The sequence below is a fragment of the Comamonas odontotermitis genome, from assembly GCF_040396735.1.
Taxonomy (GTDB): domain Bacteria; phylum Pseudomonadota; class Gammaproteobacteria; order Burkholderiales; family Burkholderiaceae_C; genus Comamonas; species Comamonas odontotermitis_C.
Map to the genome: position 1 here is coordinate 35,829 of NZ_JBEBNZ010000026.1, position 13,112 is coordinate 48,940.

12 protein-coding genes are annotated in these 13,112 nt (G+C 61.5%); 6 read left to right on the forward strand and 6 right to left on the reverse strand.

Features of this window, described 5'->3' with window-relative positions:
- Positions 1–262: 262 nt before the first annotated feature.
- From ACH2DG_RS17660 to ACH2DG_RS17685, 6 genes are all read right to left on the reverse strand, one after another.
- Positions 263–1,024, reverse strand: a complete 762-nt coding sequence (locus ACH2DG_RS17660; protein WP_395027716.1) for a transporter substrate-binding domain-containing protein — start codon at positions 1,022–1,024, stop codon at positions 263–265.
- 382 nt (positions 1,025–1,406) lie between these two features.
- Positions 1,407–1,937 carry a hypothetical protein gene (locus tag ACH2DG_RS17665; protein WP_395027717.1) on the reverse strand — a complete coding sequence of 177 codons (531 nt, stop codon included), beginning with the start codon at positions 1,935–1,937 and terminating at the stop codon, positions 1,407–1,409.
- Positions 1,938–2,311: 374 nt separating this feature from the next.
- Positions 2,312–3,649, reverse strand: a complete 1,338-nt coding sequence (gene argG / locus ACH2DG_RS17670) for an argininosuccinate synthase (protein WP_395027718.1) — start codon at positions 3,647–3,649, stop codon at positions 2,312–2,314.
- Positions 3,650–3,734: 85 nt separating this feature from the next.
- Complete coding sequence (locus ACH2DG_RS17675; protein ID WP_224152239.1) at positions 3,735–4,052, reverse strand: pyrimidine/purine nucleoside phosphorylase; 318 nt, start codon at positions 4,050–4,052, stop codon at positions 3,735–3,737.
- Positions 4,053–4,271: 219 nt separating this feature from the next.
- Complete coding sequence (locus ACH2DG_RS17680; RefSeq protein ID WP_395027719.1) at positions 4,272–5,096, reverse strand: glycine zipper 2TM domain-containing protein; 825 nt, start codon at positions 5,094–5,096, stop codon at positions 4,272–4,274.
- Between the two features lie 326 nt (positions 5,097–5,422).
- Positions 5,423–5,785 carry an ArsC family reductase gene (locus ACH2DG_RS17685; RefSeq protein WP_395027720.1) on the reverse strand — a complete coding sequence of 121 codons (363 nt, stop codon included), beginning with the start codon at positions 5,783–5,785 and terminating at the stop codon, positions 5,423–5,425.
- Positions 5,786–5,831: 46 nt separating this feature from the next.
- Here ACH2DG_RS17685 and folC point away from each other — a divergent pair, with 46 nt between their 5' ends.
- The 6 genes from folC (at position 5,832) to gltX (ending at position 12,993) form a co-directional block, all read left to right on the forward strand.
- Positions 5,832–7,151 (forward strand): bifunctional tetrahydrofolate synthase/dihydrofolate synthase, encoded by a 1,320-nt coding sequence (gene folC, locus ACH2DG_RS17690; RefSeq protein WP_395027722.1) that lies wholly within the window; start codon positions 5,832–5,834, stop codon positions 7,149–7,151.
- Between the two features lie 47 nt (positions 7,152–7,198).
- On the forward strand, positions 7,199–8,197 hold the full coding sequence (locus ACH2DG_RS17695) for an SPOR domain-containing protein (protein ID WP_395027723.1): 999 nt from the start codon (positions 7,199–7,201) through the stop codon (positions 8,195–8,197).
- Between the two features lie 89 nt (positions 8,198–8,286).
- Positions 8,287–8,826 (forward strand): CvpA family protein, encoded by a 540-nt coding sequence (locus ACH2DG_RS17700; protein ID WP_395027724.1) that lies wholly within the window; start codon positions 8,287–8,289, stop codon positions 8,824–8,826.
- 19 nt (positions 8,827–8,845) lie between these two features.
- On the forward strand, positions 8,846–10,351 hold the full coding sequence (gene purF / locus ACH2DG_RS17705) for an amidophosphoribosyltransferase (RefSeq protein ID WP_395027726.1): 1,506 nt from the start codon (positions 8,846–8,848) through the stop codon (positions 10,349–10,351).
- A 30-nt stretch (positions 10,352–10,381) separates the two neighbouring features.
- Positions 10,382–11,596: an O-succinylhomoserine sulfhydrylase gene (locus ACH2DG_RS17710; RefSeq protein WP_395027727.1), complete on the forward strand. Its 1,215-nt coding sequence runs from the start codon at positions 10,382–10,384 to the stop codon at positions 11,594–11,596.
- Positions 11,593–12,993, forward strand: coding sequence for a glutamate--tRNA ligase (gene gltX, locus ACH2DG_RS17715; RefSeq protein ID WP_395027728.1), 1,401 nt, complete (start codon positions 11,593–11,595; stop codon positions 12,991–12,993). The genes ACH2DG_RS17710 and gltX overlap by 4 nt, the downstream gene beginning before the upstream one ends.
- The last annotated feature ends 119 nt before the right edge of the window (positions 12,994–13,112 follow it).

Consider the following 13,112-nt stretch of genomic DNA (forward strand, 5'->3'; position numbering starts at 1 on the left):
GGGCCATGTGCCGGGTCGTCAAAGGGAAAGCGGCGCGCCCCAGTTTCGACCCGCTAACACCACCCTTGATACATCGTTGCTTCGTCGGAGGCGCCAAGCCTTGTCGTACGTTCGTACTGTCTGCGGCTCCGCGCCTCGTCTCAATCGCAAATCTGTGATTGGCTGGATGGTGTTAACGGCTCTTAGTGGTCTGGGAAAGCCGCGCCGCATGGTGTTACCCCTGACAGGAGCCGCTGCAGTGTGCTGCAGGGCCTGGCGGTGATCAGTTGCCGTAGGGATCGAAGTCGAAGTACTTCTTGGCAATGGTGTTGTAGGTGCCATTGCTGCGGATGGTCTTGATCGCTTCGTTGATCTGCTTTTTCAGGTCGCCCTGGCCCTTGCGCAGTGCGATGCCGATGCCGTCGCCGTAGTACTTGGTCTCGTACTGGTCAGGGCCCTTGTAGCCATAGTCGGCGCCTTCGGGCTTGCGCAGGAAACCGCCATTGACCTCGACCTTGTCGGCCACGGTGCCATCAAGGCGGCCAGACTTGATGTCGAGATAGACCTGGTCCTGGGCTTCATAAGGGACCACTGTGGCGCCAGCGGGCTTGAGTTCGCCCATGGCCCATTTCTCTTGCGTGGATCCTTTGAGCACGCCGATCTTCAGGCCCTTGGTGGAGGCGGGGCCGGTGTATTCAGCCGATTTCTTCAGCACCACGGCGCTGGGGGTCTTGTAGTAGCGGTCGCTGAAATCAACGACACGGCGGCGCTCGTCGGTCATCGACATCGACGACACGATCACGTCGTACTTCTTGGCTTGCAGGCCGGGGATCATGCTGTCCCACACCTGTTCCACAAACACGCACTTGCGCTTGATCTGCTCGCACACCGCCTTGGCGATGTCCACGTCAAAGCCGGTCACTTCACCCTTGGGGGTCTTGTAGGTGAACGGTTCATAGGTTGGGTCTACCGCGACTTTCAGGTCGGCAGCAAAGGCGGGGGCGGCAACGGCGGCCACAGCCAGAGCGATCAAGGTCTTGCGCATGTGAATCCTCGGATCCTAAAGGTTGATAAGGTGGCTAGCATGCTAGCGGCACCAGCAGGCGCTTTGCAATCAGGCGCATGGGTTTAACGGCCGCTTGTGGCAGCGCGATGACAGCCCTTGCCTTTTTGCCTGCAAAGCGGCGAGAGTGTACGCATTATTGGCAGCCAAAATGGCCAAGTGGTACGAAAATCAACGCGAAAGCGTCGATTTTTACGCGCCACAGGGGAAATTACCGATAGGTATTTGGTTATACCGTCAGATTGCCTGCGCGATATGACCAAATGATGCTGCAAACGCGTGGATGCGCTCCTGGCAGTGCCTTTTGCGACCACTGCGGTGCAGGCAAGGGCTTGCGCCTGAAACGCATCGTGATGCGAATGCCTTACTTTTTCCAGTAGCCAGGGCGGATCAGCAGGCTGTGGATACGGTAGGGAGCCTTGTCTTCCACGGCGATCTCCATCGGCACAAAGGCCTTGTCGCACTGCAGCAGGTAGCTGCCGGCGTAGGAGATGGGGCTGCGAACCTGGCCAGCAATGCGGCAGGCACCCACGCTCTGGTGCAACTGCTGCAATACCTGTTTGATCTGGTCGGTGGTCACTTCCTTGTTGAAGTCTTCGGTGAAGTTCTTCGCGTCGGGGACTGCTGCCTTGCCTTCGAATGCGGCATACATCGATTGGAAGCGTTGGGCCAGTGCCTTTTCTGCCGCCGGATTGGGGGCAGGCAGCGCAGGCGCGGCAGGCTGCTTTGCATCGGCCGGTGCAGAGGTGCTGGCAGCGGGCGCTGCCGCCTCGGGCGCGGGGGATGGCGTGGCGGCAGGCGTATCGTCTGCCGCGTAGGCTGCTGTCCAGGTGGCAGCGGTCAGCAGGGCGCACAGCAGCATCTGGCGGCTGGTAGAGGAGGGTTGGCGGATCATGTTTTTTCCTTGGTGTCTTTGTAAAGGCACCACTCTAGTAGCTATGTTTCAGGCGAGGGGTAACACTTCGTTTTTTGTAGCTGCTTGCGCATGCTGCGTATACCCAGGAGTGGTTTTATCCTACAAAATCCATCAAGATGAATGTCGGGTTGAGCGTCGCTCGTTGGTGTGGGATTGCTGCGCCGCATCAAAAACATGCATTCGCCTTGCCTCGCCCGGTCTCGCCAATGCTGGCAACTGTCTGGAAGCGCCAGGGCTGCCAGGAGCTGGTAAGAACACCTATGGGTTGACCTCCATTGCTGGCCTGGAATAAAGAAAGCCGCTGCGGCTGCAGCGGCTTTGACGGGCGGAAGGCGGCGGCTGCCGATTACCGATTACTTCTTGTCGCCACCCAGTTGGGGCAGGGCATGGCCGCTGCCTGCGGTCAGCAAGCCGGTCTGGGTGTAGATGGCCAGCTTGTCGCGGGTGTCCATCAGGTCCAGATTGCGCATGGTCAATTGGCCGATGCGGTCTGCCGGGCTGAACGGCGCATCTTCCACCTTTTCCATCGACAGGCGCTCGGGCGCGTAGGTCAGGTTGGGCGATTCGGTGTTCAGGATCGAGTAGTCATTGCCGCGGCGCAGCTCCAGCGTCACGGTGCCGGTCACGGCGCGGGCCACCCAGCGCTGGGCGGTTTCGCGCAGCATGATGGCCTGCGGGTCGAACCAGCGGCCCTGGTACAGCAGGCGGCCGAGCTTGAGGCCGTTCACGCGGTACTGCTCGATGGTGTCTTCGTTGTGGATGCCGGTGACCAGGCGCTCGTAGGCAATGTGCAGCAGGGCCATGCCGGGGGCTTCGTAGATGCCGCGGCTCTTGGCCTCGATGATACGGTTTTCGATCTGGTCGCTCATGCCCAGACCGTGGCGGCCACCAATGCGGTTGGCTTCCAGAAACAGCTCCACCAGGTCTTCGATGCGCTTGCCGTTGAGGGCAACGGGGCGGCCTTCTTCAAAGGTGACCGACACTTCTTCGGCCTTGACTTCGACTTCGGGCTTCCAGAACGCAACGCCCATGATGGGGTTGACGATGCGGATGCCGCTGGCGAGCTGCTCCAGATCCTTGGCTTCGTGCGTGGCTCCCAGCATGTTGCTGTCGGTGGAGTAGGCCTTTTCGACCGACATCTTGTAGCCAAAGCCTTCCTTGATCAGGAATTCCGACATTTCGGTGCGGCCACCGAGTTCGTCAATGAACTGCTGGTCCAGCCAGGGCTTGTAGATCTTCAGTTGCGGGTTGGTGAGCAGGCCGTAGCGGTAGAAACGCTCGATGTCGTTGCCCTTGAAGGTCGAGCCGTCGCCCCAGATGTTGACGTCGTCTTCCTTCATGGCGGCCACCAGCATGGTGCCGGTCACGGCGCGGCCCAACGGCGTGGTGTTGAAGTAGGTGATGCCGCCGGTGCTGATGTGGAAGGCGCCGGCCTGGATGGCGGCGATGCCTTCGCCCGCCAATTGCGCGCGGCAGTCGATCAGGCGGGCCTTTTCTGCACCGTATTCCATGGCCTTGCGGGGGATGGCGTCGTAGTCTTCTTCGTCAGGCTGGCCCAGGTTGGCGGTATAGGCATAGGGCAGGGCGCCCTTGTTCTTCATCCAGCGCAGTGCGGCCGAAGTGTCGAGGCCGCCGGAGAATGCGATGCCGACCTTCTGGCCGACGGGGACGTGTTGCAGGATGGTTTCCATGGTGCTGTTCTCTGTAAAAACGATAGCTGTCAGCGCTTTCTATTCATGCACTGGCGGCCAAAAAACCTGTTGCTGGCGCTTTGGCTCAGGCGTAGTGGCAAATGTAGTGGTACGACTCGGTCACGCGGATGTCGAACTTGCTGTTGGCTGGCACGCTGAATTTTTCGCCCGGGCCGGATTTCTTCCACTCGTCGCTGCCGTCGAGCTTGTATTCGCACGAACCGGCCACGCATTCCATGATCTCGGCGGCAGCCGTGCCAAACGTCAAGGTGGCGGGCAGCACCACGCCCACCGATTGCTTGGTTCCGTCGGCCAGTTGGTAGCTGTGGCTGACGCACTTGCCGTCAAAATAAACATTGGCCTTGGTCGTCAACGTGACGCCAGCGATGCTTGCAGTGGTCATGGAGCTTGCGCAAAAAGGAGGAAAACCCCCATTGTAGGGCAGTAGGGCGGGCTCGTGCCTGCTCTTGCCATGCGGGCGGGTCGGCGTAGCTGCGCGGGAGACATGGGCAGGCACAGGCTCTTGTGCCCCTGCAAGGCCAAAAGAAACTGCGCTGACACATTGGGAGCGTGCAGCGCAGTTGCTGGTTGGGGCGGTGCCCCATTTGATGACAGATTTAGTTCAGCGCCAATGGCGGTGCCCGCCACCCCAGTAACCCCCAATACCCAGCTGGATCACCGGCTGCACCGCCACTGGGGCCGCATAGTAGGCGGGGGCGGGAGCCATGTAGACAGGGGCGGGCGCCGGCATTACGCCCGAGCCGACTACCACGCCAGGCTCGGGCATCGCACGGTTGGGCCCGGTGTTGGCATAAGGCTGGGGGGCGTAGTTGTCGTAGGTGGCGGCTGGCTGAATTGACAGGGGAATCCATTCACCCGGCTGCGTATCGGTGCGCGTGCTGTAGCGGCGGCCTGCGTACTCGTAATCGACGGTATAGCCGTCGGGCTGGTCCTGCGTCACATACTGCGTGCCGCATTGGCGCACCGTCTGGTAGCTGGGGTAGCCGCCTTCGAGCTGGTTGCCGATGGCTGAACCTGCAACCACACCTACGCCGGTAGCCGCAGCCCGGCCAAAACCGTGGCCCACGCCATTGCCCAGCACGCCGCCAATCACTGCGCCGGCAATGGCGCCCACGCCCGAATTGCGCTGGCCGGCATAGACCTGCTGGTCATTGCAAACCTGCTGAGGAATGTTGACCTGGCGATAGTTGGGCCGCACGGAGATGACCTTGCCATAAGGCTGCTCGCCAGCAGGCAGCGGAGGCTGGGCGTTTGACACGGGCTGATCAAGAAACGGATCGGGCTGGGGATAGGACTGCGACTGGTAGCCGTCGTACCTGTCATACGCGCCGGAATTCTGGCTTTGCGCCCAGGCGCCCGCACATGCCGTGACAAGCACCAGGGCAGAGAGTGGAGGAATCAATCGGTTGGACAGGAATCGTGACATACACGCCTCCAAAATGGTTACGAACTTGCGGGCTTGGGCGATTAACGCCCCACCAGGGCGCCGCGACGACAAGCTTTACAAGCCTTTTCCAGGCCTTGGCACCCTGTGCCGCAGGCCCTATGGCTCTGTATGCTACGGCGGCAGGGTTTCCCGCGGTTCGCGCGCAGGTAAAACACAGGTAAAAGTGCCATCAATCATTATGATAGAAGCCAAACCGGCTGCCGGCGATGGATTGGAGGGTGTTGGTACTTCTATTTTGATAGCGAACACCTGCTGCCTTGCTACCTGCTAAAGGCTCATCCCGTCAGGTACCAGGCAGTTTTGTTTTAGGAGACCTTTTGGCTCCAGGCGGCCTCGTCAAACCCGACGGTGACCGAGCCATCTGCCCATTCGACGACCGGGCGCTTGATGACGCTGGGGTTGTCCAACATCAGCTGCGTGGCGCTGGCGGCATCGTTGACGCCCTGCTGCACAGCCGCATCGAGCTTGCGCCAGGTGGTGCCCTGGCGGTTGACGAGCTTTTCCCAAGTGGCCTGGGCAATCCAGGTGGGCACATGGCTCTGTGGCACGCCGGCCTTCTTGAAGTCGTGAAACTGGTAGGCAATGCCTTGCTCGTCCAGCCAGGTACGGGCCTTTTTGACGGTGCTGCAATTGGGGATGCCGTAGACGGTGATGGTGTGGTTACTCATAGGTGTAAATGATGACACAGCCCTAATTACGCGACAATCTGGCCCCATGCAAACCCGATTCGACACCCTGGATCAGTGGCTGGCCCACTGCGAGCAGATTCACCCTTCCACCATCGATATGGGCTTGACGCGTGTCAAAGCTGTGGCAGAGCGGCTGGCGCTGCGTTTTGACTGCCCGGTGATCACCGTGGCGGGCACCAATGGCAAGGGCTCGACCTGCGCCATGGCAGAGGCGATTGCCCTGGAGTCGGGCTATCGTCCGGGCGTGTTCACCTCGCCGCACCTTGTGCACTTTGAGGAGCGCTGCCGCGTGCGGGGCGAGATCGTGTCTGCCGTAGATTTGATGCCGCACTTTGAGGCGGTGGAGGCGGCACGGCTGCAGCCGCCTGAAATCTCGTTGACCTATTTCGAATTCACGACGCTGGCGATTCTGCGCCTCTTGAGCCTGGCCAAGCTGGATGTCGCCATACTGGAAGTCGGTCTCGGCGGGCGGCTCGATGCCACCAATATCATCGACACCGACTGCGCCATCATCACCAGTATCGATCTCGACCACATGGACCTGCTGGGGCCGGACCGTGAATCGATTGGTCGCGAGAAAGCCGGCATCATGCGCCCAGGCAAGCCTGCCGTGGTGAGCGACCCCATGCCACCGCAAAGCGTGATCGACCATGCCGAGTCGATTGGCGCCGATTTGTGGCGCTTTGGCCGCGATTTCAACTACGAAGGCGACAAGCAGCAGTGGAGCTGGGCCGGGCGCGGTCGCCGCTATTCAGGCATGGCCTACCCAGCGCTTCGGGGTGCCAACCAGCTGGTCAATGCGTCGGGCGTGCTGGCCGCTTATGAAGCATTGCGTAACAAATTACCGGTCACGGCCCAGGCGGTGCGCAATGGCCTGGCGATGGTCGAGCTGCCCGGGCGTTTCCAGATCGTGCCGGGACAGCCCACGCTGGTGCTGGACGTGGGGCACAACCCGCACGCCATTGCGGCGCTCACCGCCAATCTGGACGCCATGGGTTATTTCCCGGTCACGCATGCCATCTTCGGGGCCATGCACGACAAGGACCTGACCCCCATGCTGCGCAAGATCGGGCCGCTGATCGACCGCTGGTTCTTCACCGATCTGCCCACGCCGCGCGCCGAGAAGGCCGCCGATCTGCAGTCCAAATGGAATGCGGTGCAGCTGCTGTCGGACAAACGCCACGATGTAACGACCAGCTGCCATCCAGACCCCATGGCGGCTTTGCGTGCTGCTATCGAAGCTGCAGAACCCGCTGATAGAATCGTGGTTTTCGGCTCGTTCTATACGGTGGGTGGGGTGTTGAAGGATGGTGTTCCCCGGCTGGATGCCAAGCACCTGAACTGAGTGCCGCCTGACGGTGGTACCGCCCGACGCTCAACTCCAAATCGTCCATGGCAATTTTCAATCTTCGATGGCCCGGCAAAAAACAGCAGGACGCTGAAAGTGCGCGCGTGATCCGCGCGCCACGCAGCAACCCTGCCGAAAGCGCAGACGCCATGCGGCGCCGCGCGCGCCACCGCCTGATCGGCGCGACCGTCCTGGTGCTGCTGGCCATCATCGGCTTTCCGATGCTGTTCGACACCCAGCCGCGCCCGCTGCCGGTGAATGCCTCCATCGAGATTCCGGACCGCGAAAGGGTGGCTGCGCTGAGCGTGCCTCCTGCCGCCTCGGTGGGCCCGGCCCGTACCGACAACGGCCTGGTGGCCGGTGAAGAAATTGTCTCGGGCAGCAGCGCGGGCAGCCACGCATCGGGCATGGCCCAGAATGCCGCAACCGCTGCGGCAGCGGCAAGCGCAACTGCAGCGGCCGCAGCTTCGGCAAAGCCTGCAGACAAGCCTGCTGTCAGCAAGCCAGAGACTAAGCCCGAGGCCAAGCCAGAACACAAGCCCGAAGCCAAACCTGAAGCCAAGCCCAAGGACGAGCCCAAGCCAGCGCCCAAGCCTGAAACCAAACCGGAGTCCAAGCCCGAAGCCAAACCCCAGTCCAAGCCCGAAGCAAAGCCTGAGGCCAAGCCCAAGGAAGAGCCCAAGAAGGAAGAAAAGCCCAAAGAGCAGCCCAAGCCCAAGCGGGACGAGGAGGCAGACCGCGTCCGCGCCATGATGGAAGGCCGCAGCAACGCTGCTGCTGCGCCCGCTGCCAAGCCCGAAGCGGCTGCAGCGTCATCGCGCTACATCATTCAGGTGGGGGCGTTTGCCGAGGCGGAGAAGGCTTCCGAGGTGCGCGCAAAGCTGCAGATGGCAGGGGTTTCAGCCTTCACCCAAAATGTGAAGACCTCGGCAGGCAACCGCATCCGTGTGCGTGTGGGTCCCTTCAACAGCAAGGAAGAGGCTGAACGCGCTGCAGCGAAGGTCAAGGCCCAGGGCCTGCCCGCTGCGCTGGTGCCCATGTAGGCCCGGGCAGTGGTGCTTGTGATGCAGCGTGATGACCCTATCTGCTGGCCATGCACCTGGTGCGCCGGCCCGCTTGCCTGAGGCTGTTTGTGGCAGCGCTTGATTGGGTATTGCTGGTGGTGTTGCTGGGCTCGGTGCTGATCGGCGCCTGGCGTGGCCTGGTGTTCGAGGTGCTGTCCCTGGCCAGTTGGGTGCTGGCATTCTTTGCCGCACGGCTGTGGGGCGAGGCGGTCGGTGCCTGGCTGCCCATGCAGGATATGGACGAAGGCCTGCGCACCGGTGCAGGCTTCGTGATTGCCTTCATCGCCGCCCTGTTTGCATTGGGTGTGGTGATCTGGCTCATTGGCAAGGTGGTCAATATGGTCGGCCTGCGGCCCTTTGACCGCGCCCTGGGTGCCTTGTTCGGGGCTGTGCGGGGCCTGTTACTACTTGTATTGATAGCTCTGGTTTTTCTGCTGACACCGATGCGGGAATCGCAAATCTGGAACACTTCGGTATTGGCGCCCTATCTGGTGTCTGCAGTGTCGGTATTGCGGCCATGGATGCCGCAGGAAATGGGAAGACATTGGTCTTCGCTGGTGGACCAGCTCACCGAGGCTGGTTCGCGCATCGCGGCAGAGCCGCGTTAACGTTTTTGGAACGCTCAATATGTGTGGAATCGTCGGAGTCGTCAGTAGCACGCCGGTCAATCAATTGATCTATGACGCGCTGTTGCTGTTGCAACACCGTGGACAGGATGCAGCCGGCATCGCAACGCAGCAGGGACGCAAGTTCTTCATGCACAAGGCCAAGGGCATGGTCAAGGATGTGTTCCGCACACGTAACATGCGCGCCTTGCCGGGCAATGTGGGCCTGGGCCAGGTGCGCTACCCCACCGCGGGCAATGCGTACAGCGAAGAAGAGGCGCAGCCTTTCTACGTCAACGCGCCTTTTGGCATTGTGCTGGTGCACAACGGCAATCTGACCAACGCGGTCGAGCTGCGCAAGGAGCTGTTTTCTGCCGACCACCGCCATACCAACACCGAGAGCGATTCGGAAGTGCTGCTCAACGTGTTCGCCCATGAACTCGAGCGCGCAACGCGTGGTGTTCCGCTGCAGAAGGCCGATGTGTTCAACGCCGTGCGCGCGGTGCACAAGCGCATCAAGGGCTCGTATGCGGTAATTGCGCTGATTGCTGGCCACGGCGTTGTGGCTTTCCGCGACCCCAATGGCATCCGCCCGCTGTGCATTGGCAGGGGTGCGGACGGCACGGTCATGGTGGCGAGCGAATCGGTGGCGCTGGAAGGCACGATGCAGCAGCTCGATCGTGACATTGCGCCCGGCGAGGCCGTGTTCATCGACGATGACGGTACCACCACCTTCGAGCAGTGTGCCGACAACTCCACCTTGCATCCCTGCATCTTTGAATTTGTGTACTTGGCGCGCCCCGATTCGGTGCTCGATGGAATGTCGGTCTACCAGGCCCGCCTGAATCTGGGCGAGACTCTGGCCAAGCGCGTGGTCTCCATGGTGCCCCCCAATGAGATCGATGCCGTGATTCCCATCCCTGAATCGAGCCGCCCCAGCGCCATGCAACTGGCGCAGTTGCTGGGCAAGCCGTACCGTGAAGGCTTCGTCAAGAACCGCTATGTGGGCCGCACCTTCATCATGCCGGGCCAGGGCACGCGCAAGAAATCGGTGCGCCAGAAGCTCAATGCCATCAGCAGCGAGTTCAAGGGCCGCAATGTGCTGCTGGTGGATGACTCCATCGTTCGTGGCACCACGTCCAAAGAGATCGTGCAGATGGCGCGCGATGCAGGCGCCAACAAGGTGTACCTGGCCAGTGCCGCACCGCCAGTGCGTTTCCCCAACGTCTACGGCATCGACATGCCCACCGCCAAGGAGCTGGTGGCGCATGACCGCAGCCTGGAAGAAATTCGCCAGTACATTGGCTGCGATGCGCTGATCTACCAGGATGTGGACGGAATGAAGATGGCCGTGGGCAAGCTCAATGCCGATGTGCATGGCTTCGAGGCCTCCTGCTTTGACGGCGTCTACGTCACCGGCATCACCGCAGAAGGCATCTCGCGCGTCAATGAGGGCCGCGTTGCCACCGAAGAAGACGATGTGGATACCTCGCGCCTGTCGCTGCGCAATGCCGCCGATGTGGCCTGAACACGGCAGTCTGGCCGTACTGGAATCTGAATGACAAATAAAGTATTGCCGCAGGGTCTGCATCCAGACACCTTGGCGGTTCGTGAGGCGGTGGAGCGCAGCCAGTGGGGCGAGCACAGCGAGGCGCTGTACCTCGCCAGCAGCTTTGTGCAGCCCAGCGCCGAGACGGCAGCACGCCGGTTTGCAGCGCAGGAAGAAGGCTACACCTACACGCGCACCAGCAACCCCACCGTGACGAGCTTCGAGCGCAGGCTGGCCGCGATGGAGGGCACCGAATGTGCAGTGGCCACATCCACAGGCATGTCCGCGATCCTTCTGGTGGCGCTTACCGCACTGAAGACGGGCGATCACGTCATCTGCTCGCAGTCCATGTTTGGCTCCACCATCAAGCTGCTGGGCACCGAGATGGCGCGCTTCGGGGTGGAGACCACCTTCGTGTCGCAAACCGATACCGCCGCCTGGAAGGCCGCCATCCGGCCGAACACGCGCATGCTGTTTGCCGAAACGCCGACCAACCCGCTCACCGACCTGTGCGACATCGCCGCGCTGGCCGACATTGCCCATGCACACGGCGCCCTGCTGGCCGTGGACAACAGCTTTGCGACGCCCGTGCTGCAGCAGCCGGTCAAGCTCGGGGCCGACCTCGTGGTGCACTCGGGCACCAAGTTCCTCGACGGCCAGGGTCGCGTCATGGCGGGCGCCGTCTGCGGTACCGTGGCGCTGGTGGACAAGGTGATGGGCACCTTCCTGCGCAGTGGTGGCCTCAATCTCTCGCCTTTCAACGCCTGGGTCGTGATGAAGGGGCTGGAGACTCTTTCGTTGCGCGTCAAGGCAGAAAGCGCTGCTGCGCTGGAGCTGGCTGCCTGGCTGGAGGCGCACCCCAAGGTGGCGCGGGTGTACTACCCGGGCCTCAAGAGCCATCCGCAGCACGAGCTGGCCATGCGCCAGCAAAACGGCCTGGGCGGCGCCGTGCTGTCGTTCGATGTGCGTGGCCACAATGCCGAGCAATTGCGCGCCAACGCCTTCCATGTGATCGACAGCACCTTGCTGTGCAGCATCACCGCCAACCTGGGCGATGTGAAAACCACCATCACCCACCCGGCCAGCACCTCGCACGGCCGCCTGACCGAAGAGCAGCGCCAGGCCGCTGGCGTGGGCCAGGGCCTGATTCGCATTTCCGTGGGGCTGGAGCATCTGGATGACCTGAAAGCAGACCTCTCCCGCGGACTGGATACCCTCAAATGACACAAAAAGTACGTACCCGATTCGCACCTTCGCCAACCGGCTTCATCCACCTGGGCAATATCCGCTCGGCCTTGTATCCCTGGGCCTTTGCACGCGCCAACGAAGGTGATTTCATCCTGCGTATCGAAGACACCGACCTGGAGCGCTCGACGCAGGCATCGGTCGATGTGATCCTGGAAGGCATGGCCTGGCTGCAACTGACCCCCGATGAAGGCCCGTTCTACCAGATGCAGCGCATGGACCGCTACAAGGAAGTGCTGGCCACCTTGCGGGAAAAGGGTGCCGTCTACCCCTGCTACATGAGCATGGAAGAGCTGGACGCGCTGCGCGAAAAGCAGATGGCCAACAAGGAAAAGCCGCGCTATGACGGTACCTGGCGGCCAGAGCCAGGCAAGGTGCTGCCTCCGGTACCGGAAGGCGTCAAACCCGTGCTGCGTTTCAAGACGCCGTTGAGCGGCGTGGTCGGCTGGGACGACAAGTGCAAGGGCCACATCGAGTTCCAGAACTCGGAGCTGGATGACCTTGTGATCGCGCGCCCCGATGGCACGCCCACCTACAACTTCTGCGTCTGTGTGGACGACATGGACATGAACATCACCCACGTGATCCGTGGGGATGACCATGTCAACAACACGCCGCGCCAGATCCACATCTTTGAGGCGCTGGGTGCGACCGTGCCGGTGTTTGCCCATCTGCCCACCGTGCTCAACGAACTGGGCGAAAAGATGAGCAAGCGCAATGGCGCCAAGGCCGTCACCCAGTACCGCGATGAGGGCTACCTGCCCGATGCCATGGTGAACTACCTGGCACGTCTGGGCTGGAGCCACGGCGATGATGAAATCTTCTCCCGCCAGCAGTTTCTGGAGTGGTTCAACCTGGACCACCTGGGCCGCAGCGCGGGCCAGTTTGACGAGGCCAAGCTGCGCTGGGTGAATGCTCAGCACATGAAGATGACGCCCGACGATGAGCTGGCTGCCATGGTGATGCCCTTCCTGCAGAAGCTGGGGCTCGATTCCAGAGAGCTGTCCGATGGCCGCCTGCCGCGCATCTGCGGCCTCTTCAAGGACCGCTGCGACACCCTGGTCGACCTGGCCAACTGGGCCCAGGTGTTCTATCGCGATCCGCAGCCGAGTGCGGAAGACCTGGCTCAGCATGTCACGGCCGAGATCACGCCGGTGATCGATGAACTGCTGCAGGTGCTGGAGCAGGGCGACTGGAGCAAGGAATCGATCAGCGCAGGTTTCAAGCAGGTGCTCAAGAACCATGGCATCAAGATGCCCCAGCTGGCAATGCCGGTGCGGGTTTTGGCCGTGGGCACGGCCCACACGCCATCGGTGGATGCGGTGCTTGCATTGCTGGGTCGTGAAAAAATTACCGAAAGACTCCAAAAGCGATAAAATTCACCCTATAATTCAAGTCTTTGGTGAGCAGCACTTAGTAACTGAGCGCTGTTTGTCAGGATTTTGGGGGTATAGCTCAGCTGGGAGAGCGCTTGCATGGCATGCAAGAGGTCATC

Bases quoted from the DNA above. Each gene is read 5' to 3' on its own strand.
- ACH2DG_RS17660 (WP_395027716.1), bottom strand. From the start codon at position 1,024: ATGCGCAAGACCTTGATCGCTCTGGCTGTGGCCGCCGTTGCCGCCCCC.
- ACH2DG_RS17665 (WP_395027717.1), bottom strand. From the start codon at position 1,937: ATGATCCGCCAACCCTCCTCTACCAGCCGCCAGATGCTGCTGTGCGCC.
- argG (WP_395027718.1), bottom strand. From the start codon at position 3,649: ATGGAAACCATCCTGCAACACGTCCCCGTCGGCCAGAAGGTCGGCATC.
- ACH2DG_RS17675 (WP_224152239.1), bottom strand. From the start codon at position 4,052: ATGACCACTGCAAGCATCGCTGGCGTCACGTTGACGACCAAGGCCAAT.
- ACH2DG_RS17680 (WP_395027719.1), bottom strand. From the start codon at position 5,096: ATGTCACGATTCCTGTCCAACCGATTGATTCCTCCACTCTCTGCCCTG.
- ACH2DG_RS17685 (WP_395027720.1), bottom strand. From the start codon at position 5,785: ATGAGTAACCACACCATCACCGTCTACGGCATCCCCAATTGCAGCACC.
- folC (WP_395027722.1), top strand. From the start codon at position 5,832: ATGCAAACCCGATTCGACACCCTGGATCAGTGGCTGGCCCACTGCGAG.
- ACH2DG_RS17695 (WP_395027723.1), top strand. From the start codon at position 7,199: ATGGCAATTTTCAATCTTCGATGGCCCGGCAAAAAACAGCAGGACGCT.
- purF (WP_395027726.1), top strand. From the start codon at position 8,846: ATGTGTGGAATCGTCGGAGTCGTCAGTAGCACGCCGGTCAATCAATTG.
- ACH2DG_RS17710 (WP_395027727.1), top strand. From the start codon at position 10,382: ATGACAAATAAAGTATTGCCGCAGGGTCTGCATCCAGACACCTTGGCG.
- gltX (WP_395027728.1), top strand. From the start codon at position 11,593: ATGACACAAAAAGTACGTACCCGATTCGCACCTTCGCCAACCGGCTTC.